The 16414-nt window shown below is 63.0% G+C and carries 15 protein-coding genes; 14 read left to right on the top strand and 1 reads right to left on the bottom strand.

The features are described 5' to 3' along the window. Positions 1-2: 2 nt before the first annotated feature. From nuoF to O7B34_RS09885, 12 genes are all read left to right on the top strand, one after another. Complete coding sequence (gene nuoF, locus O7B34_RS09830) at positions 3-1307, top strand: NADH-quinone oxidoreductase subunit NuoF (RefSeq protein ID WP_337145867.1); 1305 nt, start codon at positions 3-5, stop codon at positions 1305-1307. 66 nt (positions 1308-1373) lie between these two features. Beyond that, a complete protein-coding gene (locus O7B34_RS09835) occupies positions 1374-2069 on the top strand; it encodes an NADH-ubiquinone dehydrogenase (protein ID WP_337145868.1) in 696 nt (231 codons plus the stop codon). Between the two features lie 73 nt (positions 2070-2142). Beyond that, entirely contained in the window at positions 2143-4224 is a 2082-nt protein-coding gene (gene nuoG / locus O7B34_RS09840) for an NADH-quinone oxidoreductase subunit NuoG (protein ID WP_337145869.1), read from the top strand. Between the two features lie 2 nt (positions 4225-4226). Then, a complete protein-coding gene (gene nuoH / locus O7B34_RS09845; RefSeq protein WP_023763315.1) occupies positions 4227-5270 on the top strand; it encodes an NADH-quinone oxidoreductase subunit NuoH in 1044 nt (347 codons plus the stop codon). Then, a complete protein-coding gene (nuoI, locus tag O7B34_RS09850) occupies positions 5270-5761 on the top strand; it encodes an NADH-quinone oxidoreductase subunit NuoI (RefSeq protein ID WP_027025978.1) in 492 nt (163 codons plus the stop codon). Before nuoH ends, nuoI begins: the two co-directional genes overlap by 1 nt. 241 nt (positions 5762-6002) lie before the next feature. Then, positions 6003-6623 (top strand): NADH-quinone oxidoreductase subunit J, encoded by a 621-nt coding sequence (locus tag O7B34_RS09855; protein WP_027145289.1) that lies wholly within the window; start codon positions 6003-6005, stop codon positions 6621-6623. 1 nt (position 6624) lies between these two features. Next, positions 6625-6933 carry an NADH-quinone oxidoreductase subunit NuoK gene (gene nuoK / locus O7B34_RS09860; RefSeq protein WP_027145288.1) on the top strand — a complete coding sequence of 103 codons (309 nt, stop codon included), beginning with the start codon at positions 6625-6627 and terminating at the stop codon, positions 6931-6933. A gap of 10 nt (positions 6934-6943) precedes the next feature. Beyond that, entirely contained in the window at positions 6944-8917 is a 1974-nt protein-coding gene (nuoL, locus tag O7B34_RS09865; RefSeq protein ID WP_140502567.1) for an NADH-quinone oxidoreductase subunit L, read from the top strand. Then, positions 8917-10422, top strand: coding sequence for an NADH-quinone oxidoreductase subunit M (locus O7B34_RS09870; RefSeq protein WP_337145870.1), 1506 nt, complete (start codon positions 8917-8919; stop codon positions 10420-10422). Before nuoL ends, O7B34_RS09870 begins: the two co-directional genes overlap by 1 nt. A 19-nt stretch (positions 10423-10441) precedes the next feature. Next, a complete protein-coding gene (gene nuoN / locus O7B34_RS09875; protein WP_337141688.1) occupies positions 10442-11878 on the top strand; it encodes an NADH-quinone oxidoreductase subunit NuoN in 1437 nt (478 codons plus the stop codon). 4 nt (positions 11879-11882) lie between these two features. Then, positions 11883-12704 carry a biotin--[acetyl-CoA-carboxylase] ligase gene (locus O7B34_RS09880; protein WP_337145871.1) on the top strand — a complete coding sequence of 274 codons (822 nt, stop codon included), beginning with the start codon at positions 11883-11885 and terminating at the stop codon, positions 12702-12704. Between the two features lie 94 nt (positions 12705-12798). Continuing rightward, positions 12799-14469: a ribonuclease J gene (locus O7B34_RS09885; protein WP_337145872.1), complete on the top strand. Its 1671-nt coding sequence runs from the start codon at positions 12799-12801 to the stop codon at positions 14467-14469. A gap of 16 nt (positions 14470-14485) precedes the next feature. On the opposite strand, the gene O7B34_RS09890 is transcribed toward O7B34_RS09885, so the two are convergent. Next, complete coding sequence (locus O7B34_RS09890) at positions 14486-15349, bottom strand: MBL fold metallo-hydrolase (protein WP_337145873.1); 864 nt, start codon at positions 15347-15349, stop codon at positions 14486-14488. Between the two features lie 125 nt (positions 15350-15474). Here O7B34_RS09890 and mce point away from each other — a divergent pair, with 125 nt between their 5' ends. Next, complete coding sequence (gene mce / locus O7B34_RS09895) at positions 15475-15879, top strand: methylmalonyl-CoA epimerase (protein ID WP_337145875.1); 405 nt, start codon at positions 15475-15477, stop codon at positions 15877-15879. Next, positions 15876-16160 carry a DUF1467 family protein gene (locus tag O7B34_RS09900; RefSeq protein WP_027145280.1) on the top strand — a complete coding sequence of 95 codons (285 nt, stop codon included), beginning with the start codon at positions 15876-15878 and terminating at the stop codon, positions 16158-16160. The genes mce and O7B34_RS09900 overlap by 4 nt, the downstream gene beginning before the upstream one ends. The last annotated feature ends 254 nt before the right edge of the window (positions 16161-16414 follow it).

Raw genomic sequence — 16414 nt, forward strand, 5'->3', positions numbered from 1 at the left:
AAATGCTTCAGGACAAAGACCGCATCTTCACCAATATCTACGGCCTCTTCGACAAGTCGCTGGCTGGTGCCATGGCGCGCGGTGCCTGGGACAACACGCCCGGCATCGTCGCCAAGGGGCGTGAGTGGATCGTCAACGAGATGAAGGCGTCGGGCCTGCGCGGACGCGGCGGGGCCGGCTTTCCGACCGGGCTGAAATGGTCGTTCATGCCCAAGCAGAGCGACGGCCGGCCGAGCTATCTCGTCATCAACGCCGACGAATCCGAGCCCGGCACCTGCAAGGACCGCGATATCCTGCGCAACGACCCGCACACGCTGGTCGAAGGCGCGTTCCTGGCCGGCTTCGCCATGGGCGCGATTGCCGCCTACATCTATGTACGCGGCGAATTCATCCGCGAGCGCGAGGTGCTGCAGCGGGCGATCGAGGAGGCTTACGAGGCCAAGCTGATCGGCAAGAACAATACGTCGGGCTATGATTTCGAAATCTATATGCATCACGGCGCCGGCGCCTATATTTGCGGCGAGGAAACGGCGCTGCTGGAAAGCCTCGAAGGCAAGAAGGGCCAGCCCCGGCTGAAGCCGCCATTCCCGGCCAATGTCGGCCTTTATGGTTGCCCCACGACGGTCAACAATGTGGAATCGATCGCGGTGGCACCGACCATCCTGCGCCGCGGAGCTGCGTGGTTCTCGTCCTTCGGCCGGCCCAACAATGTCGGTACCAAGCTGTTCTGCGTCTCCGGCCACGTCAACAATCCGTGCACCGTCGAAGAAGCGATGTCGATCCCGTTCCGCGAACTGATCGAGACGCATTGCGGCGGCATCCGCGGCGGCTGGGACAATCTGCTCGCGGTCATTCCGGGCGGCGCCTCGGTGCCGCTGGTGCCGGCGGAGCAGATCATCGACACGCCGATGGATTTCGACGCGTTGCGCGATCTCAAATCCGGCCTCGGCACGGCGGCCGTCATCGTCATGGACAAGTCGACCGATGTCGTGAAGGCGATCGCGCGGCTTTCCTACTTCTACAAGCATGAAAGCTGCGGCCAGTGCACGCCGTGCCGCGAGGGCACCGGCTGGATGTGGCGGGTGATGGAGCGGCTGGTGCGCGGCGAGGCGCAGAAGCGCGAGATCGACATGCTGCTCGACGTCACCAAGCAGGTCGAGGGCCACACGATCTGCGCGCTGGGCGATGCGGCGGCATGGCCGATCCAGGGCCTGATGCGGCATTTCCGTGGCGAGGTGGAGCGGCGCATCGACGAATTTTCGCGCAACGCGCACCGGGCCGAACCGGTGATGGTGGCGGCGGAATAAAAAGAAACTTTTGAACTTGGGAAGAAAACGGGGCGGGACGAACGAAGAATCGACCAGGAGAACTCTATGGCGCCGTATTCGACACCCTACCCATTGATGCCCAATTTGGACCAGATCGAGAAGATGAACCAAGACCTGACCAGGATGCTGCCGAAGGAGATGGCCAACGCCGTCAACCTTTTCGCGCACCCTGTCGCGGGTGCGGTGGCGATGTCGGCGCTTGGCATGGGGCTCGCCAATCATGCGTTCGGCGTCTGGATGGGTGCGCTTTCGGGAGCCGCCGAGGCGTCACAGCGCCTCATGCAGCCGCTGATCGACGATTTCGAAGCACGCGTCGAGCAATTCGAGGACGCGAACTCGTCGTCCACCAGGGCGCGGGCGACGGCGAAGACCATGATTGCCGAGGCGCAGTCCTTCGCCCAGGAAGTCACCGATATCGCAGCCAGGGAAGCCGCCATCATCGCGCCGACCGCGAATGCCGCTCCGGCAACAAGCGAGGCCGCCGATGTGCTGCTGCCCGAGGATTTCCGTCAGCCCAAAGCCATGGCGAAGCCGGCGAGGCCGTCGGACCTCAAGGCGATATCGGGCATCGGTCCGAAGCTGGAAAAAGTGCTGAACGGCCTCGGTATCTGGACGTTCGCCCAGATCGCCGCATGGTCGCCGCAAGAGATCGCCTGGGTCGACGATTATCTGTCGTTCAACGGCCGTATCGGCCGCGACGGCTGGACTGCCCAGGCCGCGGCGCTGGCCGCCAAGAAGTAAACGGAATGTCGGGCGCTGCTTCTGTCGCGCCCGGGAAATGAGATTGCGGGAAATCCGCAGGGGTTTGAGACGAATGGCAAAGCTCAAGGTCGACGGGAAAGAAATCACTGTACCCGACCATTACACGCTGCTGCAGGCGGCCGAGGACGCGGGCGCGGAAGTGCCGCGCTTCTGCTTCCACGAGCGGCTGTCGATCGCCGGCAATTGCCGCATGTGCCTGATCGAGGTGAAGGGCGGGCCGCCCAAGCCGCAGGCCTCCTGCGCCATGGGCGTGCGCGACCTGCGCCCCGGTCCGAACGGCGAGCCGCCGGAAATCTTCACCAACACGCCCATGGTCAAGAAGGCCCGGGAAGGCGTGATGGAATTCCTGCTGATCAACCACCCGCTGGATTGCCCGATCTGCGACCAGGGCGGCGAGTGCGACCTGCAGGACCAGGCGATGGCCTTCGGCGTCGATTCCTCCCGCTACCACGAGAACAAGCGCGCGGTGGAAGACAAGTATATCGGCCCGCTGGTCAAGACGGTGATGAACCGCTGCATCCACTGCACGCGTTGCGTCCGCTTCACCACCGAGGTAGCCGGTATTTCCGAACTTGGCCTGATCGGCCGTGGCGAGGATGCCGAGATCACTACCTATCTCGAGCAGGCAATGACCTCGGAACTGCAGGGCAATGTCATCGATCTCTGCCCGGTCGGCGCGCTGACCTCGAAGCCTTTCGCCTTCCAGGCGCGGCCGTGGGAGCTGACCAAGACCGAATCCATCGACGTCATGGATGCCGTCGGCTCGGCGATCCGCGTCGATAGCCGTGGGCGCGAAGTGATGCGCATCCTGCCGCGCGTCAACGAGGCCGTGAACGAGGAATGGATTTCCGACAAGACCCGCTTCATTTGGGACGGCCTGCGCACGCAGCGCCTCGACCGCCCCTATGTGCGCAAGGACGGCAAGCTGGTTCCGGCGAGCTGGGCCGAAGCGTTCGCATCGATCAAGGACGCGGTGTCGAAGACGACGCCTGAGAAGATCGGCGCTATCGCGGGCGATCTCGCGGCGGTCGAGGAAATCTTTGCGCTGAAGCTTTTGATGGCTTCGCTCGGTTCGAAGAACATCGATTGCCGCCAGGATGGCGCCGCGCTCGATCCGGCGCTCGGACGCGCCAGCTATATCTTCAACCCGACCATCGAAGGCATCGAGCAGGCGGACGCGGTGCTGATCATCGGCGCCAATCCGCGCTTCGAGGCTTCGGTGCTCAATGCCCGCATCCGCAAGCGCTGGCGCCTGGGCAATCTGCCGGTCGGCGTCATCGGCGATGTCGGCGATACGCGCTATGACTACGAACAGCTGGGCGCCGGACCGGACTCGCTGAAGGATCTGGCGGATGGCAACGGCAAGTTCTTCCAGACGCTGAAGAAGGCGACGCACCCGCTGATCATAGTGGGCCAGGGTGCGCTGGCGCGCGCCGATGGCGCGGCCGTGCTCGGCCAGGCGGCCAGGCTCGCCGCTGCCGTGAATGCTGCCCGCGCCGACTGGAACGGCTTTGCCGTGCTGCACACTGCAGCCGCGCGCGTTGGCGGCCTCGACCTCGGTTTCGTGCCGGGCGAGGGCGGCAAGGCCGTTGCCGGCATGCTGGGCGAGACGGATGTGCTGTTCCTGCTTGGTGCCGACGAGATCGACATGAGCAAGACCGGCGGCGCCTTCGTCGTCTATGTCGGCACGCATGGCGACGCCGGCGCGCACCGCGCCAATGTCATCCTGCCGGCGGCCGCCTATACCGAAAAGTCGGCCACCTATGTCAACACGGAAGGGCGCGTGCAGCAGACCAACCGTGCCGGCTTCGCGCCGGGCGATGCGCGCGAGGATTGGGCGATCCTCAGGGCACTGTCCGACGTGCTGGGCAAGAAACTGCCGTTCGATTCGCTGCCGCAACTGCGTGCCAAGCTTTATGGCGAATACCCGCATCTCGCCCGCATCGACCAGGTCGCGGCTGGTAATGCCGAAGACATCGCCAGGGTCGCGAAGCTAGGCGGACGGCTGAACAAGGGCACCTTCACCTCGCCGGTCAAGGATTTCTACCTGACCAATCCGATCGCGCGGGCATCGGCCGTGATGGCGGAATGCTCGGCACTGGCCAAGAGCGGCTTCAAGCAGGCGGCGGAATAAGCATGGACACCTTCTTCTCCTTCTACGTGCTGCCGGCGCTGCTGATCCTGCTGAAGTCAGTCGTGCTGATCGTCGTGCTGCTGATCTTCGTCGCCTACATCCTCTACGCCGATCGCAAGATCTGGGCGGCCGTGCAGTTGCGCCGTGGCCCGAACGTCGTCGGCCCCTGGGGCACGCTGCAGGCCTTCGCCGATTTGTTGAAGTTCGTCTTCAAGGAACCGGTCATTCCGTCCGGCGCCAATAAGGGCGTCTTCCTGCTGGCGCCGCTGGTCTCGGCCGTGCTGGCGATCTCGGCCTGGGCGGTCATTCCGGTCAGCCAGGGTTGGGCGATCGCCAACGTCAATGTCGGCATCCTCTATGTCTTCGCCATCTCGTCGCTCGAGGTCTACGGCGTGATCATGGGCGGCTGGGCGTCCAACTCGAAATATCCGTTCCTCGGCGCGCTGCGGTCGGCCGCGCAGATGGTGTCCTATGAAGTCTCGATCGGCTTCGTCATCGTCACCGTGCTGCTCACCGCCGGTTCGCTCAACCTCAGCGATATCGTGCTGTCGCAGCAGGGTGGGCTCGGTACGCGGCTTGGCCTGCCCAACACGTTCCTCGACTGGAACTGGCTGGCGCTGTTCCCGATGTTCATCATCTTCTTCATCTCGGCGCTGGCCGAGACGAACCGTCCGCCCTTCGATCTGGTCGAAGCCGAATCGGAGCTGGTCGCCGGCCACATGGTCGAATACTCGTCGACGCCGTTCCTGCTGTTCTTCCTCGGTGAATATGTCGCCATCGTGCTGATGTGCGCGCTGGCCACCATCCTGTTCCTCGGCGGCTGGCTGCCGCCCTTCGACTTCGCGCCTTTCACCTGGGTGCCCGGCGTGATCTGGTTCGTGCTGAAGGTCTGCTTCGTGTTCTTCGGCATCTCGATGGTGAAGGCCTTCGTGCCGCGCTACCGCTACGACCAGCTGATGCGGCTGGGCTGGAAAGTGTTCCTGCCGATCTCGCTGTTCATGGTCGTCGCCACGGCGGCCTTCCTCAAGATCACGGGGTTTGCGTGATGTCCGCTTTGTCTCAAGCCGCAAAATCGCTGCTGCTGCAGGATTTCGTCAGCGCCTTCTTCCTGTCGATGCGCCAGTTCTTCGCGCCGAAGGAGACGATCAACTATCCGCACGAGAAGGGGCCGATCAGTCCGCGCTTCCGGGGCGAGCATGCGCTGCGCCGCTATCCCAATGGCGAGGAACGCTGCATCGCCTGCAAGCTGTGCGAGGCGATCTGCCCGGCGCAGGCGATCACCATCGAGGCCGGCCCGCGCCGCAATGACGGCACGCGCCGCACGGTGCGTTACGACATCGACATGGTGAAGTGCATCTATTGCGGCTTCTGCCAGGAAGCCTGCCCGGTCGACGCCATCGTCGAGGGGCCGAATTTCGAATTCGCGACGGAGACGCGCGAGGAACTCTACTACGACAAGGACAGGCTGCTGGCGAATGGCGACCGGTGGGAGCGCGAACTGGCGCGCAACATCTCGCTGGATGCGCCCTATCGCTGACATTTGACGCATGGACGGGGCGAGGGGCCTCGTCTAGAGGATGATCCCGAAAAGTTGCGGACTTTTCGGACAAGATCATCCTCCGGAAGACAAAAGTGTCGCATGTTTCTTTCGATCGGGTATTTCAACCCGATCGGAACATGCGATAGGACAACGCGGCTTCGGTACCGGAAGCGGTACGAAGCCAGAGATAGCGAACAGGACGATTGTCCTGTTTCGACAGGAACCCGGGGGATCCCCAATGCTGAGTGGACTAGAGGCGGCCTTTTTCTACCTCTTCGCCTTTGTCGCGGTGGCATCGGCGTTCATGGTCATTTCGTCGCGCAACCCCGTGCATTCGGTGCTGTTCCTGATCCTGACCTTCTTCAACGCGGCCGGCCTGTTCATGCTCACCGGCGCCGAGTTCCTGGCGATGATCCTGCTCGTCGTCTATGTCGGCGCCGTCATGGTGCTGTTCCTGTTCGTCGTCATGATGCTCGACGTCGACTTCGCCGAGATGAAGGAAGGAGCCCTGCAATACGCGCCGATCGGTGCGATGGTCGGGCTGATCCTGGCGGCGGAGCTGATCGTCGTGCTGGGCGGCTACACCTTCGCGCCGAAGCTCGCCTCGACGGTCGCAAAGCCCATTCCGGATCTCGCCGCGCGCTCGAACACGGCAGCGCTCGGCGACATCCTCTATACCGACTACCTCTACTACTTCCAGATTTCAGGCCTCATCCTGCTGGTCGCCATGATCGGCGCCATCGTCCTGACGCTACGCCACAAGGAAGGGGTCAAGCGGCAGTCGATCGCAGCCCAGGTCGGCCGCACGCCGGCGACCGGCATGGAAATCCGCAAGGTCAAGTCGGGCGAAGGAGTCTGAGATGGTCGTCGGCATCGCACATTATCTGGCCGTATCGGCGATCCTGTTCACGCTCGGCGTGTTCGGCATCTTCCTCAACCGCCGCAACATCATCGTCATCCTGATGTCGATCGAATTGATCCTGCTCGCCGTCAATATCAACTTCGTCGCCTTTTCGGCGGCGCTCGGCGATCTGGTCGGCCAGGTGTTCGCGCTGTTCGTGCTGACGGTCGCAGCGGCTGAAGCCGCAATCGGACTTGCCATTCTTGTCGTCTTCTTCCGCAACCGCGGCTCGATCGCGGTCGAAGACGTGAACGCCATGAAGGGTTGACGGAACCACCATGTATCAGGCCATCGTCTTCCTTCCACTGCTCGGCTTCCTGATCGTCGGCCTGTTCGGCACGTCGCTCGGTGCCAAGGCATCCGAATACATCACCTCCGGCTTCCTGGTGATCGCGGCCGTGCTGTCATGGGTCGCCTTCTTCAGCGTCGGTTTCGGACATGGCGAAGTGTTCACCGTGCCGGTGCTGCACTGGATCCAGTCCGGCGGCCTGGACGTCTCCTGGGCGCTGCGGATCGACACGCTGACAGTGGTGATGCTGGTGGTGGTCAACACCGTGTCGGCGCTGGTTCACATCTATTCGATCGGCTACATGCACCACGATCCGAACCGGCCGCGCTTCTTCGCCTATCTGTCGCTGTTCACCTTCGCCATGCTGATGCTGGTGACGGCCGACAACCTCGTGCAGATGTTCTTCGGTTGGGAAGGGGTGGGCCTGGCGTCCTACCTGCTGATCGGCTTCTGGTACAAGAAGCCGTCGGCCAATGCCGCCGCCATCAAGGCGTTCGTCGTCAACCGCGTTGGCGATTTCGGCTTCGCGCTCGGCATTTTCGGCCTGTTCGTGCTGTTCGGCTCGGTCAACCTCGGCACGATCTTCGCCAATGCGGCGACGTTCATTCCTGCTGAAGGCGCGCCGCAGGGTGCCGCCGTGCTCACCTTCCTCGGCCATGCGCTGGACAAGCAGGCGGCGATGACCGTCGTTTGCCTGCTGCTGTTCATGGGCGCCATGGGCAAGTCGGCGCAGGTGCCGCTGCACACCTGGCTGCCGGACGCCATGGAAGGCCCGACCCCAGTGTCGGCGCTCATCCATGCCGCCACCATGGTAACCGCCGGCGTGTTCATGCTGGCGCGGCTTTCGCCGCTGTTCGAATTGTCGCATTCGGCGCTGACGGTGGTGACCTTCATCGGTGCCTTCACCGCCTTCTTCGCGGCGACCGTCGGCCTGGTCCAGAACGACATCAAGCGCGTCATCGCCTATTCGACCTGCTCGCAGCTCGGCTACATGTTCGTGGCGCTCGGCGTCGGCGCCTATGGCGCGGCGATCTTCCACCTGTTCACGCACGCCTTCTTCAAGGCGCTGCTGTTCCTTGGCTCGGGCTCGGTCATCCATGCCGTCTCCGATGAGCAGGACATGCGCAAGATGGGTGGCTTGCGGAAGCTGATCCCGACCACCTACTGGATGATGGTGATCGGCACGCTGGCGCTGACCGGCGTCGGCATTCCGGTGACCGTCATCGGCACCGCCGGCTTCTTCTCCAAGGACGCCATCATCGAGACGGCCTTTGCCGGGCACAATTCGGTCGCGGGGCTGGCCTTCGTGGCGCTGGTCATCGCCGCCGGCTTCACCTCCTTCTACTCCTGGCGGCTGATCTTCATGACCTTCCATGGCGAGCCGCGGGCGAGCCACGAGGTGATGCATCACGTCCATGAATCACCGCCGGTGATGCTGGTGCCGCTGTTCATCCTGGCGGCCGGCGCTTTGTTTGCCGGCATCATCTTCCACGGCGCCTTCATCGGCGAGGGCTATGCCGAATTCTGGAAGGCGTCGCTGTTCACGCTGGCGGACAACCACATCCTGCACGAGATCCACGAATTGCCGCTGTGGGTCGAGCTCTCGCCCTTCATCGCCATGCTGATCGGGCTCGCGGTGGCCTGGCAGTTCTACATTCGGTCGCCGGAAATGCCGAGGAATCTCGCTGCCCAGCATCGCGGGCTCTACGCCTTCCTGCTCAACAAGTGGTATTTCGACGAGCTTTACGACTTCCTGTTCGTGCGGCCGGCCAAGCGTCTCGGTTCCTTCCTGTGGAAGACCGGTGACGGAACCATCATCGATGGGCTCGGGCCGGACGGCATTTCGGCGCGCGTCGTCGATGTCACCAACCGCGTCGTCAAGCTGCAGACCGGCTATCTCTACCACTATGCCTTCGCCATGCTGATCGGCGTTGCCGCACTCGTCACCTGGATGATGCTCTGATGACCGCCTGGCCAATCCTCTCGCTGGTCACCTTCCTGCCGCTGGTTGGTGTGCTGCTGATCCTGTTCATCAACGATGACAGCGAAAACGCGCGCCGCAACATTCGCGCCATTGCGTTGATAACCACGGCATTCACCTTCCTGGTGTCGCTGTTGATCTGGACCGGCTTCGACAATTCGCAGGCCGGCTTCCAGTTCGTCGAAAAGGTCGCCTGGCTCGACTCCGGCATTTCCTATCATTTGGGCGTCGACGGCATTTCCATGCTGTTCGTCATCCTGACGACCTTCCTGATGCCGCTTTGCATCCTGGCGTCGTGGGAAGCGATCGAGAAGCGCGTCAAGGCCTACATGATCGCCTTCCTGCTTCTGGAAACGCTGATGATCGGCGTGTTCTGCGCGTTGGACATCGTGCTGTTCTACGTCTTCTTCGAAGCCGGCCTGATCCCGATGTTCATCATCATCGGCGTGTGGGGCGGCAAGCGGCGCGTCTACGCCTCGTTCAAATTCTTCCTCTATACGCTGGCCGGCTCGGTGCTGATGCTGCTCGCCATCATGGCGATGTTCTTCCAGTCCGGCACCACCGACATCCCGACGCTTTTGACGCACAACTTCCCGGCCAACATGCAGACCTGGTTGTGGCTCGCCTTCTTCGCCTCCTTCGCGGTGAAGATGCCGATGTGGCCGGTACATACCTGGCTGCCCGATGCGCATGTCGAGGCGCCAACGGCAGGCTCGGTCATCCTGGCCGCCATCCTCTTGAAAATGGGCGGGTACGGCTTCCTGCGCTTCTCCCTGCCGATGTTCCCGCTGGCGTCCGAGATGTTCGCGCCGCTGGTGTTCACGCTGTCGGTCGTCGCCATCATCTACACCTCGCTGGTGGCGCTGATGCAGGAGGACATGAAGAAGCTGATCGCCTATTCCTCGGTCGCCCATATGGGCTTCGTCACCATGGGCATCTTCGCCATGAACCAGGAAGGCGTCCAAGGCGCGATCTTCCAGATGCTCAGCCACGGCCTGGTCTCGGGCGCGCTGTTCCTGTGCGTCGGCGTCATCTATGACCGCATGCATACCCGCGAGATCGCCGCCTATGGCGGCCTCGTCAACAACATGCCGAAATACGCCACCGTGTTCATGATCTTCACCATGGCCAATGTCGGCCTGCCTGGTACGTCAGGCTTCGTCGGCGAGTTCCTGACCATGCTCGGCGTGTTCCGCGTCAACACCTGGGTGGCGTTCTTCGCCGCCACCGGCGTCATCCTGTCGGCCGCCTACGCGCTTTGGCTCTATCGCCGGGTGATCTTCGGCGCACTGACCAAGGACAGCCTGAAGGGACTGCTCGATCTGTCGACCCGCGAGAAGGCGATCATCTATCCGCTGGTCGTGCTGGTCATCTTCTTCGGCGTCTATCCCGCACCCGTCTTCGACGCGACGGCCCAATCGGTCAAGTCGCTCGTCACCAATGTCACCGCATCCATCGGCGCCGCGCAGACCGCGGCGGCGAACTGACCCAGGGGTTTTGCGAACCATGACGCCGGACCTTCTCTCCAGCCTGTCGCTCTCGACGCCCGAACTGATCCTTGCCATCGGCGCGCTCGCGCTGCTGATGGTCGGGGCCTATTCGCGTTCCAACACCGCCAATACGGTGACCGGCCTTGCCGTCGCCGTGCTGGTGATCGCAGGCGCCTGGCTGATCTTCCACGCCGGGCAGGGCACCGCCTATGGCAATGCCTTCATCCAGGATTCCTTCTCCCGCTTCATGAAAGTGCTGGCGCTGGTCGGTTCTGCGGTGACGCTCATCATGTCGATGCGCTTTGCCAAGGCGGAGCGTTTCGACAAGTTCGAATATCCGGTGCTGATCCTGCTTTGCACGCTCGGCATGATGCTGATGATCTCGGCCAACGGCATGATCGGGCTCTATCTCGGCCTCGAACTGCAGTCTCTGGCAATCTACGTGCTGGCGGCGATCAACCGCGACAATCTGCGTTCGACCGAGGCCGGCCTGAAATATTTCGTCCTCGGCGCGCTGTCCTCGGGCATGCTGCTCTACGGTATCAGCCTGGTCTACGGTTACACCGGCAACACCGGTTTCCAGGAGATCGCCACCGCGCTTGGCGGCGGCGAGCGCCAGCTTGGCCTCGTCGTCGGCCTCGTCTTCGTGCTGGCCGGGCTTGCCTTCAAGATCTCGGCGGTGCCGTTCCACATGTGGACGCCAGACGTCTATGAAGGTGCGCCGACACCGGTGACGGCCTTCCTGGCGGCAGCGCCGAAAATGGCGGCGATGGCGCTGATCGTGCGCGTCACCATGGGCGCGTTCAAGCCGATCGCTTCCGACTGGCAGCAGATCATCGTCTTCATCTCGATCGCCTCGATGGCGCTTGGCGCGTTCGCCGCCATCGGCCAGACCAACATCAAGCGGCTGATGGCCTATTCCTCGATCGGCCATATGGGCTACGCGCTGGTCGGCCTCGCCGCCAACAGCCAGGCCGGCGTGCGCGGTGTCGCCATCTATATGCTGATCTACCTGGTGATGACGCTCGGCACCTTCGCCTTCATCCTCGCCATGCGGCGCAAGGAAGGCAATGTCGAGCAGATCAGCGATCTCGCCGGCCTGTCGTCGACCAACCCGGTGATGGCGACGATCCTGACCATCCTGATGTTCTCGCTGGCCGGCATTCCGCCGCTCGCCGGCTTCTGGGGAAAATGGTACGTCTTCCTCGCCGCCATCAATGCCAATCTCTATGCGCTGGCGATTATCGGCGTGCTGGCCTCGGTGGTGGGCGCCTACTATTATCTGCGCATCATCAAGATCATGTGGTTCGATGAGCCGGTCGGCGGCTTCGTGCCGATGGCCAGCGAATTGCGTGTCGTGCTCGGCGTCAGTGGCGCGTTCGTGCTGTTCTATGTGCTGATCGGCGGGCCGATCGGCACCTATGCCGAAGCCGCCGCCAAGACATTTTTCTGACGGGATGGCATTTCGGCTGGCTCCAACCTCGGCGTCGGAAGGGTTCCGGCTCGAAGCGCATGACAGTGTCGGCTCCACCAACGCGCTGGCGCTGGACCATGCCCGGGCGGGCGACCCGGGTAAGCTCTGGGTCCTTTCCAAGAAGCAGGAAAGCGGGCGCGGCCGGCGTGGCCGTGCCTGGGCAACGCCGGAGGGCAATCTGGCGGCGACGCTGCTTGTCATCACCGCCGGCGAGCTTCGCCTTGCCGCGACGCTCGGCTTTGTCGCCGGGCTGGCGCTGGCCGACGCGCTCGACGCGGTGGTGCCGAAGAGCCGCATCGCGATAGGCATCGACGGCGCGAGCCAGGGACGGAACCGCTTCGAGCTGAAATGGCCGAACGACGTGCTCGCCTCCGGGGCCAAGCTCGCCGGCATCCTCTTGGAGTCGGCGATGCTTGATGGTGGCCGTTTCGCGGTGGCGGTGGGCATCGGCGTCAACGTGGTGGCGCACCCGCAGGATTTGCCGTATCCCGCGACATCGCTTCATGCGTTGGGCGCGGCTTGCGATGCCGAAACGCTGTTTCTGGCGCTGTCGGATGCCTGGAGCGAGAATGCCCGCCTTTGGGACGAAGGGCGTGGCCTTGCCGCCATCCGGAAGCGTTGGCTTACCCGCGCCGCGGGCCTTGGCGGCGAGGTTGCTGTCAGAATTGACGGCAATGTGGTGCGTGGCGTGTTCGAGACCATTGACGAGGACTGCCGTTTCGTGATCCGCGACGATGAGGGAGCCGTTTTGACGGTCGCCGCCGGAGATGTGCATTTCGGCGCGGTCGCGTCCGCGCGGGTATAGTTTTGTTTTTGAGCAATTCCGGGCTGAAAACGGTTAGACACTTTTGCTGGAATTGCTTTAACGGCTTGGCCTGAGGGCCAGGAAGGGAAAAATCATGGCGAAAGCGGACAACGCCGAACTCGTCTTCGTGCCGCTTGGCGGCGTCGGCGAGATCGGCATGAACTTCGCTCTCTACGGCTACGGCCCGCCGAGCGCGCGCGAGTGGATCGTCATCGATGTCGGTGTCACCTTTCCCGACGCGGCGCATCCGGGCGTCGACCTGATCCTGCCCGACACGCGCTTTATCGAGGAGAACCTCGCCAATTTGCGCGGCATCATCATCACCCACGCGCATGAGGACCATTACGGTGCGCTGCTCGACACCTGGCCGAAGCTGAAGGCGCCGGTCTGGATGACGCCATTCAGCGCCGGGCTGCTGGAAGCCAAGCGGCAGGGCGAGCAGGGCGCACCGAAGATCCTGCTGTCGATCTACCGGGCCGGCGAAAAGTTCACCGTCGGTCCCTTCGAAATCGAAGCCATTCCGGTGGCGCATTCCATTCCCGAGCCGATGTCGCTGGCGATCACCTCGCCGGCCGGCACCGTCATCCATACCGGCGACTGGAAGATCGATCCGGAACCGACGATCGGACCCAAGACCGATGAGGCGCGTTTCCGCGCCTATGGCGACAAGGGCGTGCTGGCGCTGATCTGCGATTCGACCAACGCGCTGCGCGAAGGCGATTCACCCTCGGAAGTGGCCGTGGGCGAGGGCCTGAAAGGTGTCATCCAGGCCGCCAAGGGCCGCGTCGCCGTCACCACTTTTTCCTCCAATGTCGGACGTATCGTCTCGATCGCCAGGGCAGCACGCGATGCCGGCCGCCAGTGCCTGGTGCTCGGCCGCTCGCTGAAGCGCGTCATCGATGTCGCTGACGAGCTTGGCTACATGGACGGTCTGCCGGAGTTCATCGCCGAGGAGGATTTCGGTTTCATCCCGCGCGAGAACCTTGTCATCATCTGCACCGGCAGCCAGGGCGAGCCGCTGGCGGCGCTGGCGAAACTGTCGCGCGACGAGATGAAATCGGTGTCGCTGACGGCGGGCGACACGGTGGTGTTTTCTTCGCGCACCATTCCCGGCAACGAGAAGGCGATCCTCGAAATCAAGAACCGCCTGATCGATCTCGGCATCAAGATCATCGAGGACGGCGATGCGCTGGTGCATGTCTCCGGCCATCCCCGGCGCAGCGAACTGCGCAAGATGTATGAATGGGTGCGTCCGCAGATCGGCGTTCCCGTGCATGGCGAGGCCGCGCATCTGGTGGCCCAGGGTTCGCTGATGTCGATGTCGGGCATCGGCCAGGTGGCGCAGGTGCGCGACGGCGACATGCTGCGGCTCGCGCCAGGTCCCGCGACCATCATCGACCAGGTGCCGTTCGGCCGCGTCTACAAGGACGGCAATCTGATCGGCACCGACCAGGCGATGGGTATTCGCGACCGGCGCAAATTGTCCTTTGCCGGTCATGTCGCGGTCAATGTCGTTCTCGACGATAAGTATGAACTGGCCGGCGATCCCGATCTGGTCGCAATCGGCGTCGCCGAGGCCGATGCCCGTGGCGAGACGCTCGAGGACCTGATGATTGATGCGGCCGTCGGCGCGGTCGATTCGATCCCCCGTCAGCGCCGCAAAGATCTCGACCTGGTGCAGGAGGCGGTGCGGCGCGCGGTGCGCGGCGCGGCCAACGAAGCCTGGGGCAAGAAACCGCTGGTGACTGTTTTCGTAACCCGTTGAGAGGGGCAGGGGCTGGTCAGACGTTCAACTGATAGCTGACCGGAATCCAGCGAAAGGACCCGCCTGTCTGCCCGACATAGCCCAGGCCCGGAAACGGCATGTGATGACCTGCAACGAGCAGGCGCCGCTCTGAAGCCATCCTCAGCAGCCGCTTGCGGGTCTCGATTGCCCTTTCCTTGTCGTCGTCGAAATCGGCATGCCACTCCGGACGCTGGATGGATACGACATAGTGCAGGAAAGCGTCCGACCAGATCAGCAATTGCTGCCCGTCGCTTTCGACAAGGAAGGCCAAAAGCCCGGGTGAGTGACCGGCTGCATCGATGGCAGTGATGCCCGGCACCACTTCGTCTCCAGGCGCTATGAATGTCGCGCGATCGGCCAGTCCGGTGCAGATCCGCCTGAAGAGATCACGGTTGGCCAACCTGGCCGCGCGCACCGCATCTCCTTCGGTCCAGAAGGCGAATTCCGCCGCGCCGAATACATAGCGCGCCTGGCTGAAAACCGGTTCGCCGTTCCGGACAAGCCCGCCAATGTGGTCCGGATGCCCGTGCGTGATGACCACCACATCGATGTCATCGGGGCCGAGCCCAAGGGCTTGCAGACAGTCCAGGAGTGAACTGTCTTCATCTCCGCAGCCAGTGTCGAACAGGATCTTTTCGGAACCGGTGTCGACCAGCGTCGGGATGAAGCAATGCTCGTAGCGATCCTGGTCGATGAAGTTCGAGACCGCGAGTTCGTGCACGGCCGCCGGCGGCTGTCCGGCCGCGAAGGCCGATGCAAGCTTGTCTCTGATATCGACGGCGTCGAGCAGGGCGGCAACTTTGAACGATCCGAGATCGAAGGTGAACACGCGGGCGCGGGCAGGGCTGATTCCGGACATCGCCGTTTGTACTTCGCTGATGTCGTTTGCAACAGGTGCGACAGTGCGCGCCTCGTGAAAGGCTGTCGGTCTCGGTTGATTTGACGTATGACGCCAACCTTGGACCTGGGAGAAAAAAGCTCGCCATGCTCGGACGGCTGAACCATGTCGCGCTTGCGGTGCCGGATTTGACTGCCGCCATTGCCGCTTACCGCAACACACTCGGCGCCGAAGTGACCGAGCCGCAGGCTTTGCCGGAGCATGGCGTCACCGTGGTGTTCGTCAATGTCGACAACACCAAGATCGAATTGCTGGAGCCGCTCGGCGAGAACTCGCCGATCACGGCATTCCTGGCGAAGAACCCATCGGGCGGCATGCATCATCTCTGCTACGAGGTCGACGATATCCTGGCCGCGCGCGACCAACTCAAGGCCGCCGGCGCCCGCGTGCTTGGCGACGGCAATCCCAAGTCAGGTGCGCATGGCAAGCCGGTGTTGTTCCTGCATCCGAAGGATTTCTTCGGTACGCTGATCGAATTGGAGCAATCATGAGCTGGGTCTCGTTCACCGCCCTGTTTTTCGCGACCTGGTGGGTGGTGCTGTTTGCCGTTCTGCCGTTCAGCGTCAAGACGCAGGATGACGATCACGACGTGACGCTGGGCACGGTTGCGAGCGCGCCGCGCGGGCCGCATATGTTGCGTGCCGTGATCCGCACCACCGTCGCGACGGCGATCCTGATGGGCACTTTCTACGGTTTGACGCACGGGCTGGGATATAGCCTCAACGACATTCCGCACATCGTGCCGGATTTCGGCCAGACCCCAGCGAAATAGAGAGCCCGGCAAGCCTGCACCCAAGGGTGCTCCAACAAGATCGGAGCGCTGCGGATGGTATTGAGATGCCGCCCCGCCTGCCGGCCATGGGCTGCTGACGCAAGGTCATGTAGCTTGGCAATTCGCGGCGCTAACCAGATGATTGCACAAAAAAAATGCAAGGCACAAGGCCTTGCAATTAAACGCGTCCGATCTGTTTTCCGGTGTCCGGCGGCAGCGAATAACCGCGCCTAGATCGCATCCTCCCAAGACTT

The organism is Mesorhizobium sp. Cs1299R1N3 (assembly GCF_037179625.1).
Classification (GTDB): domain Bacteria; phylum Pseudomonadota; class Alphaproteobacteria; order Rhizobiales; family Rhizobiaceae; genus Mesorhizobium; species Mesorhizobium salmacidum.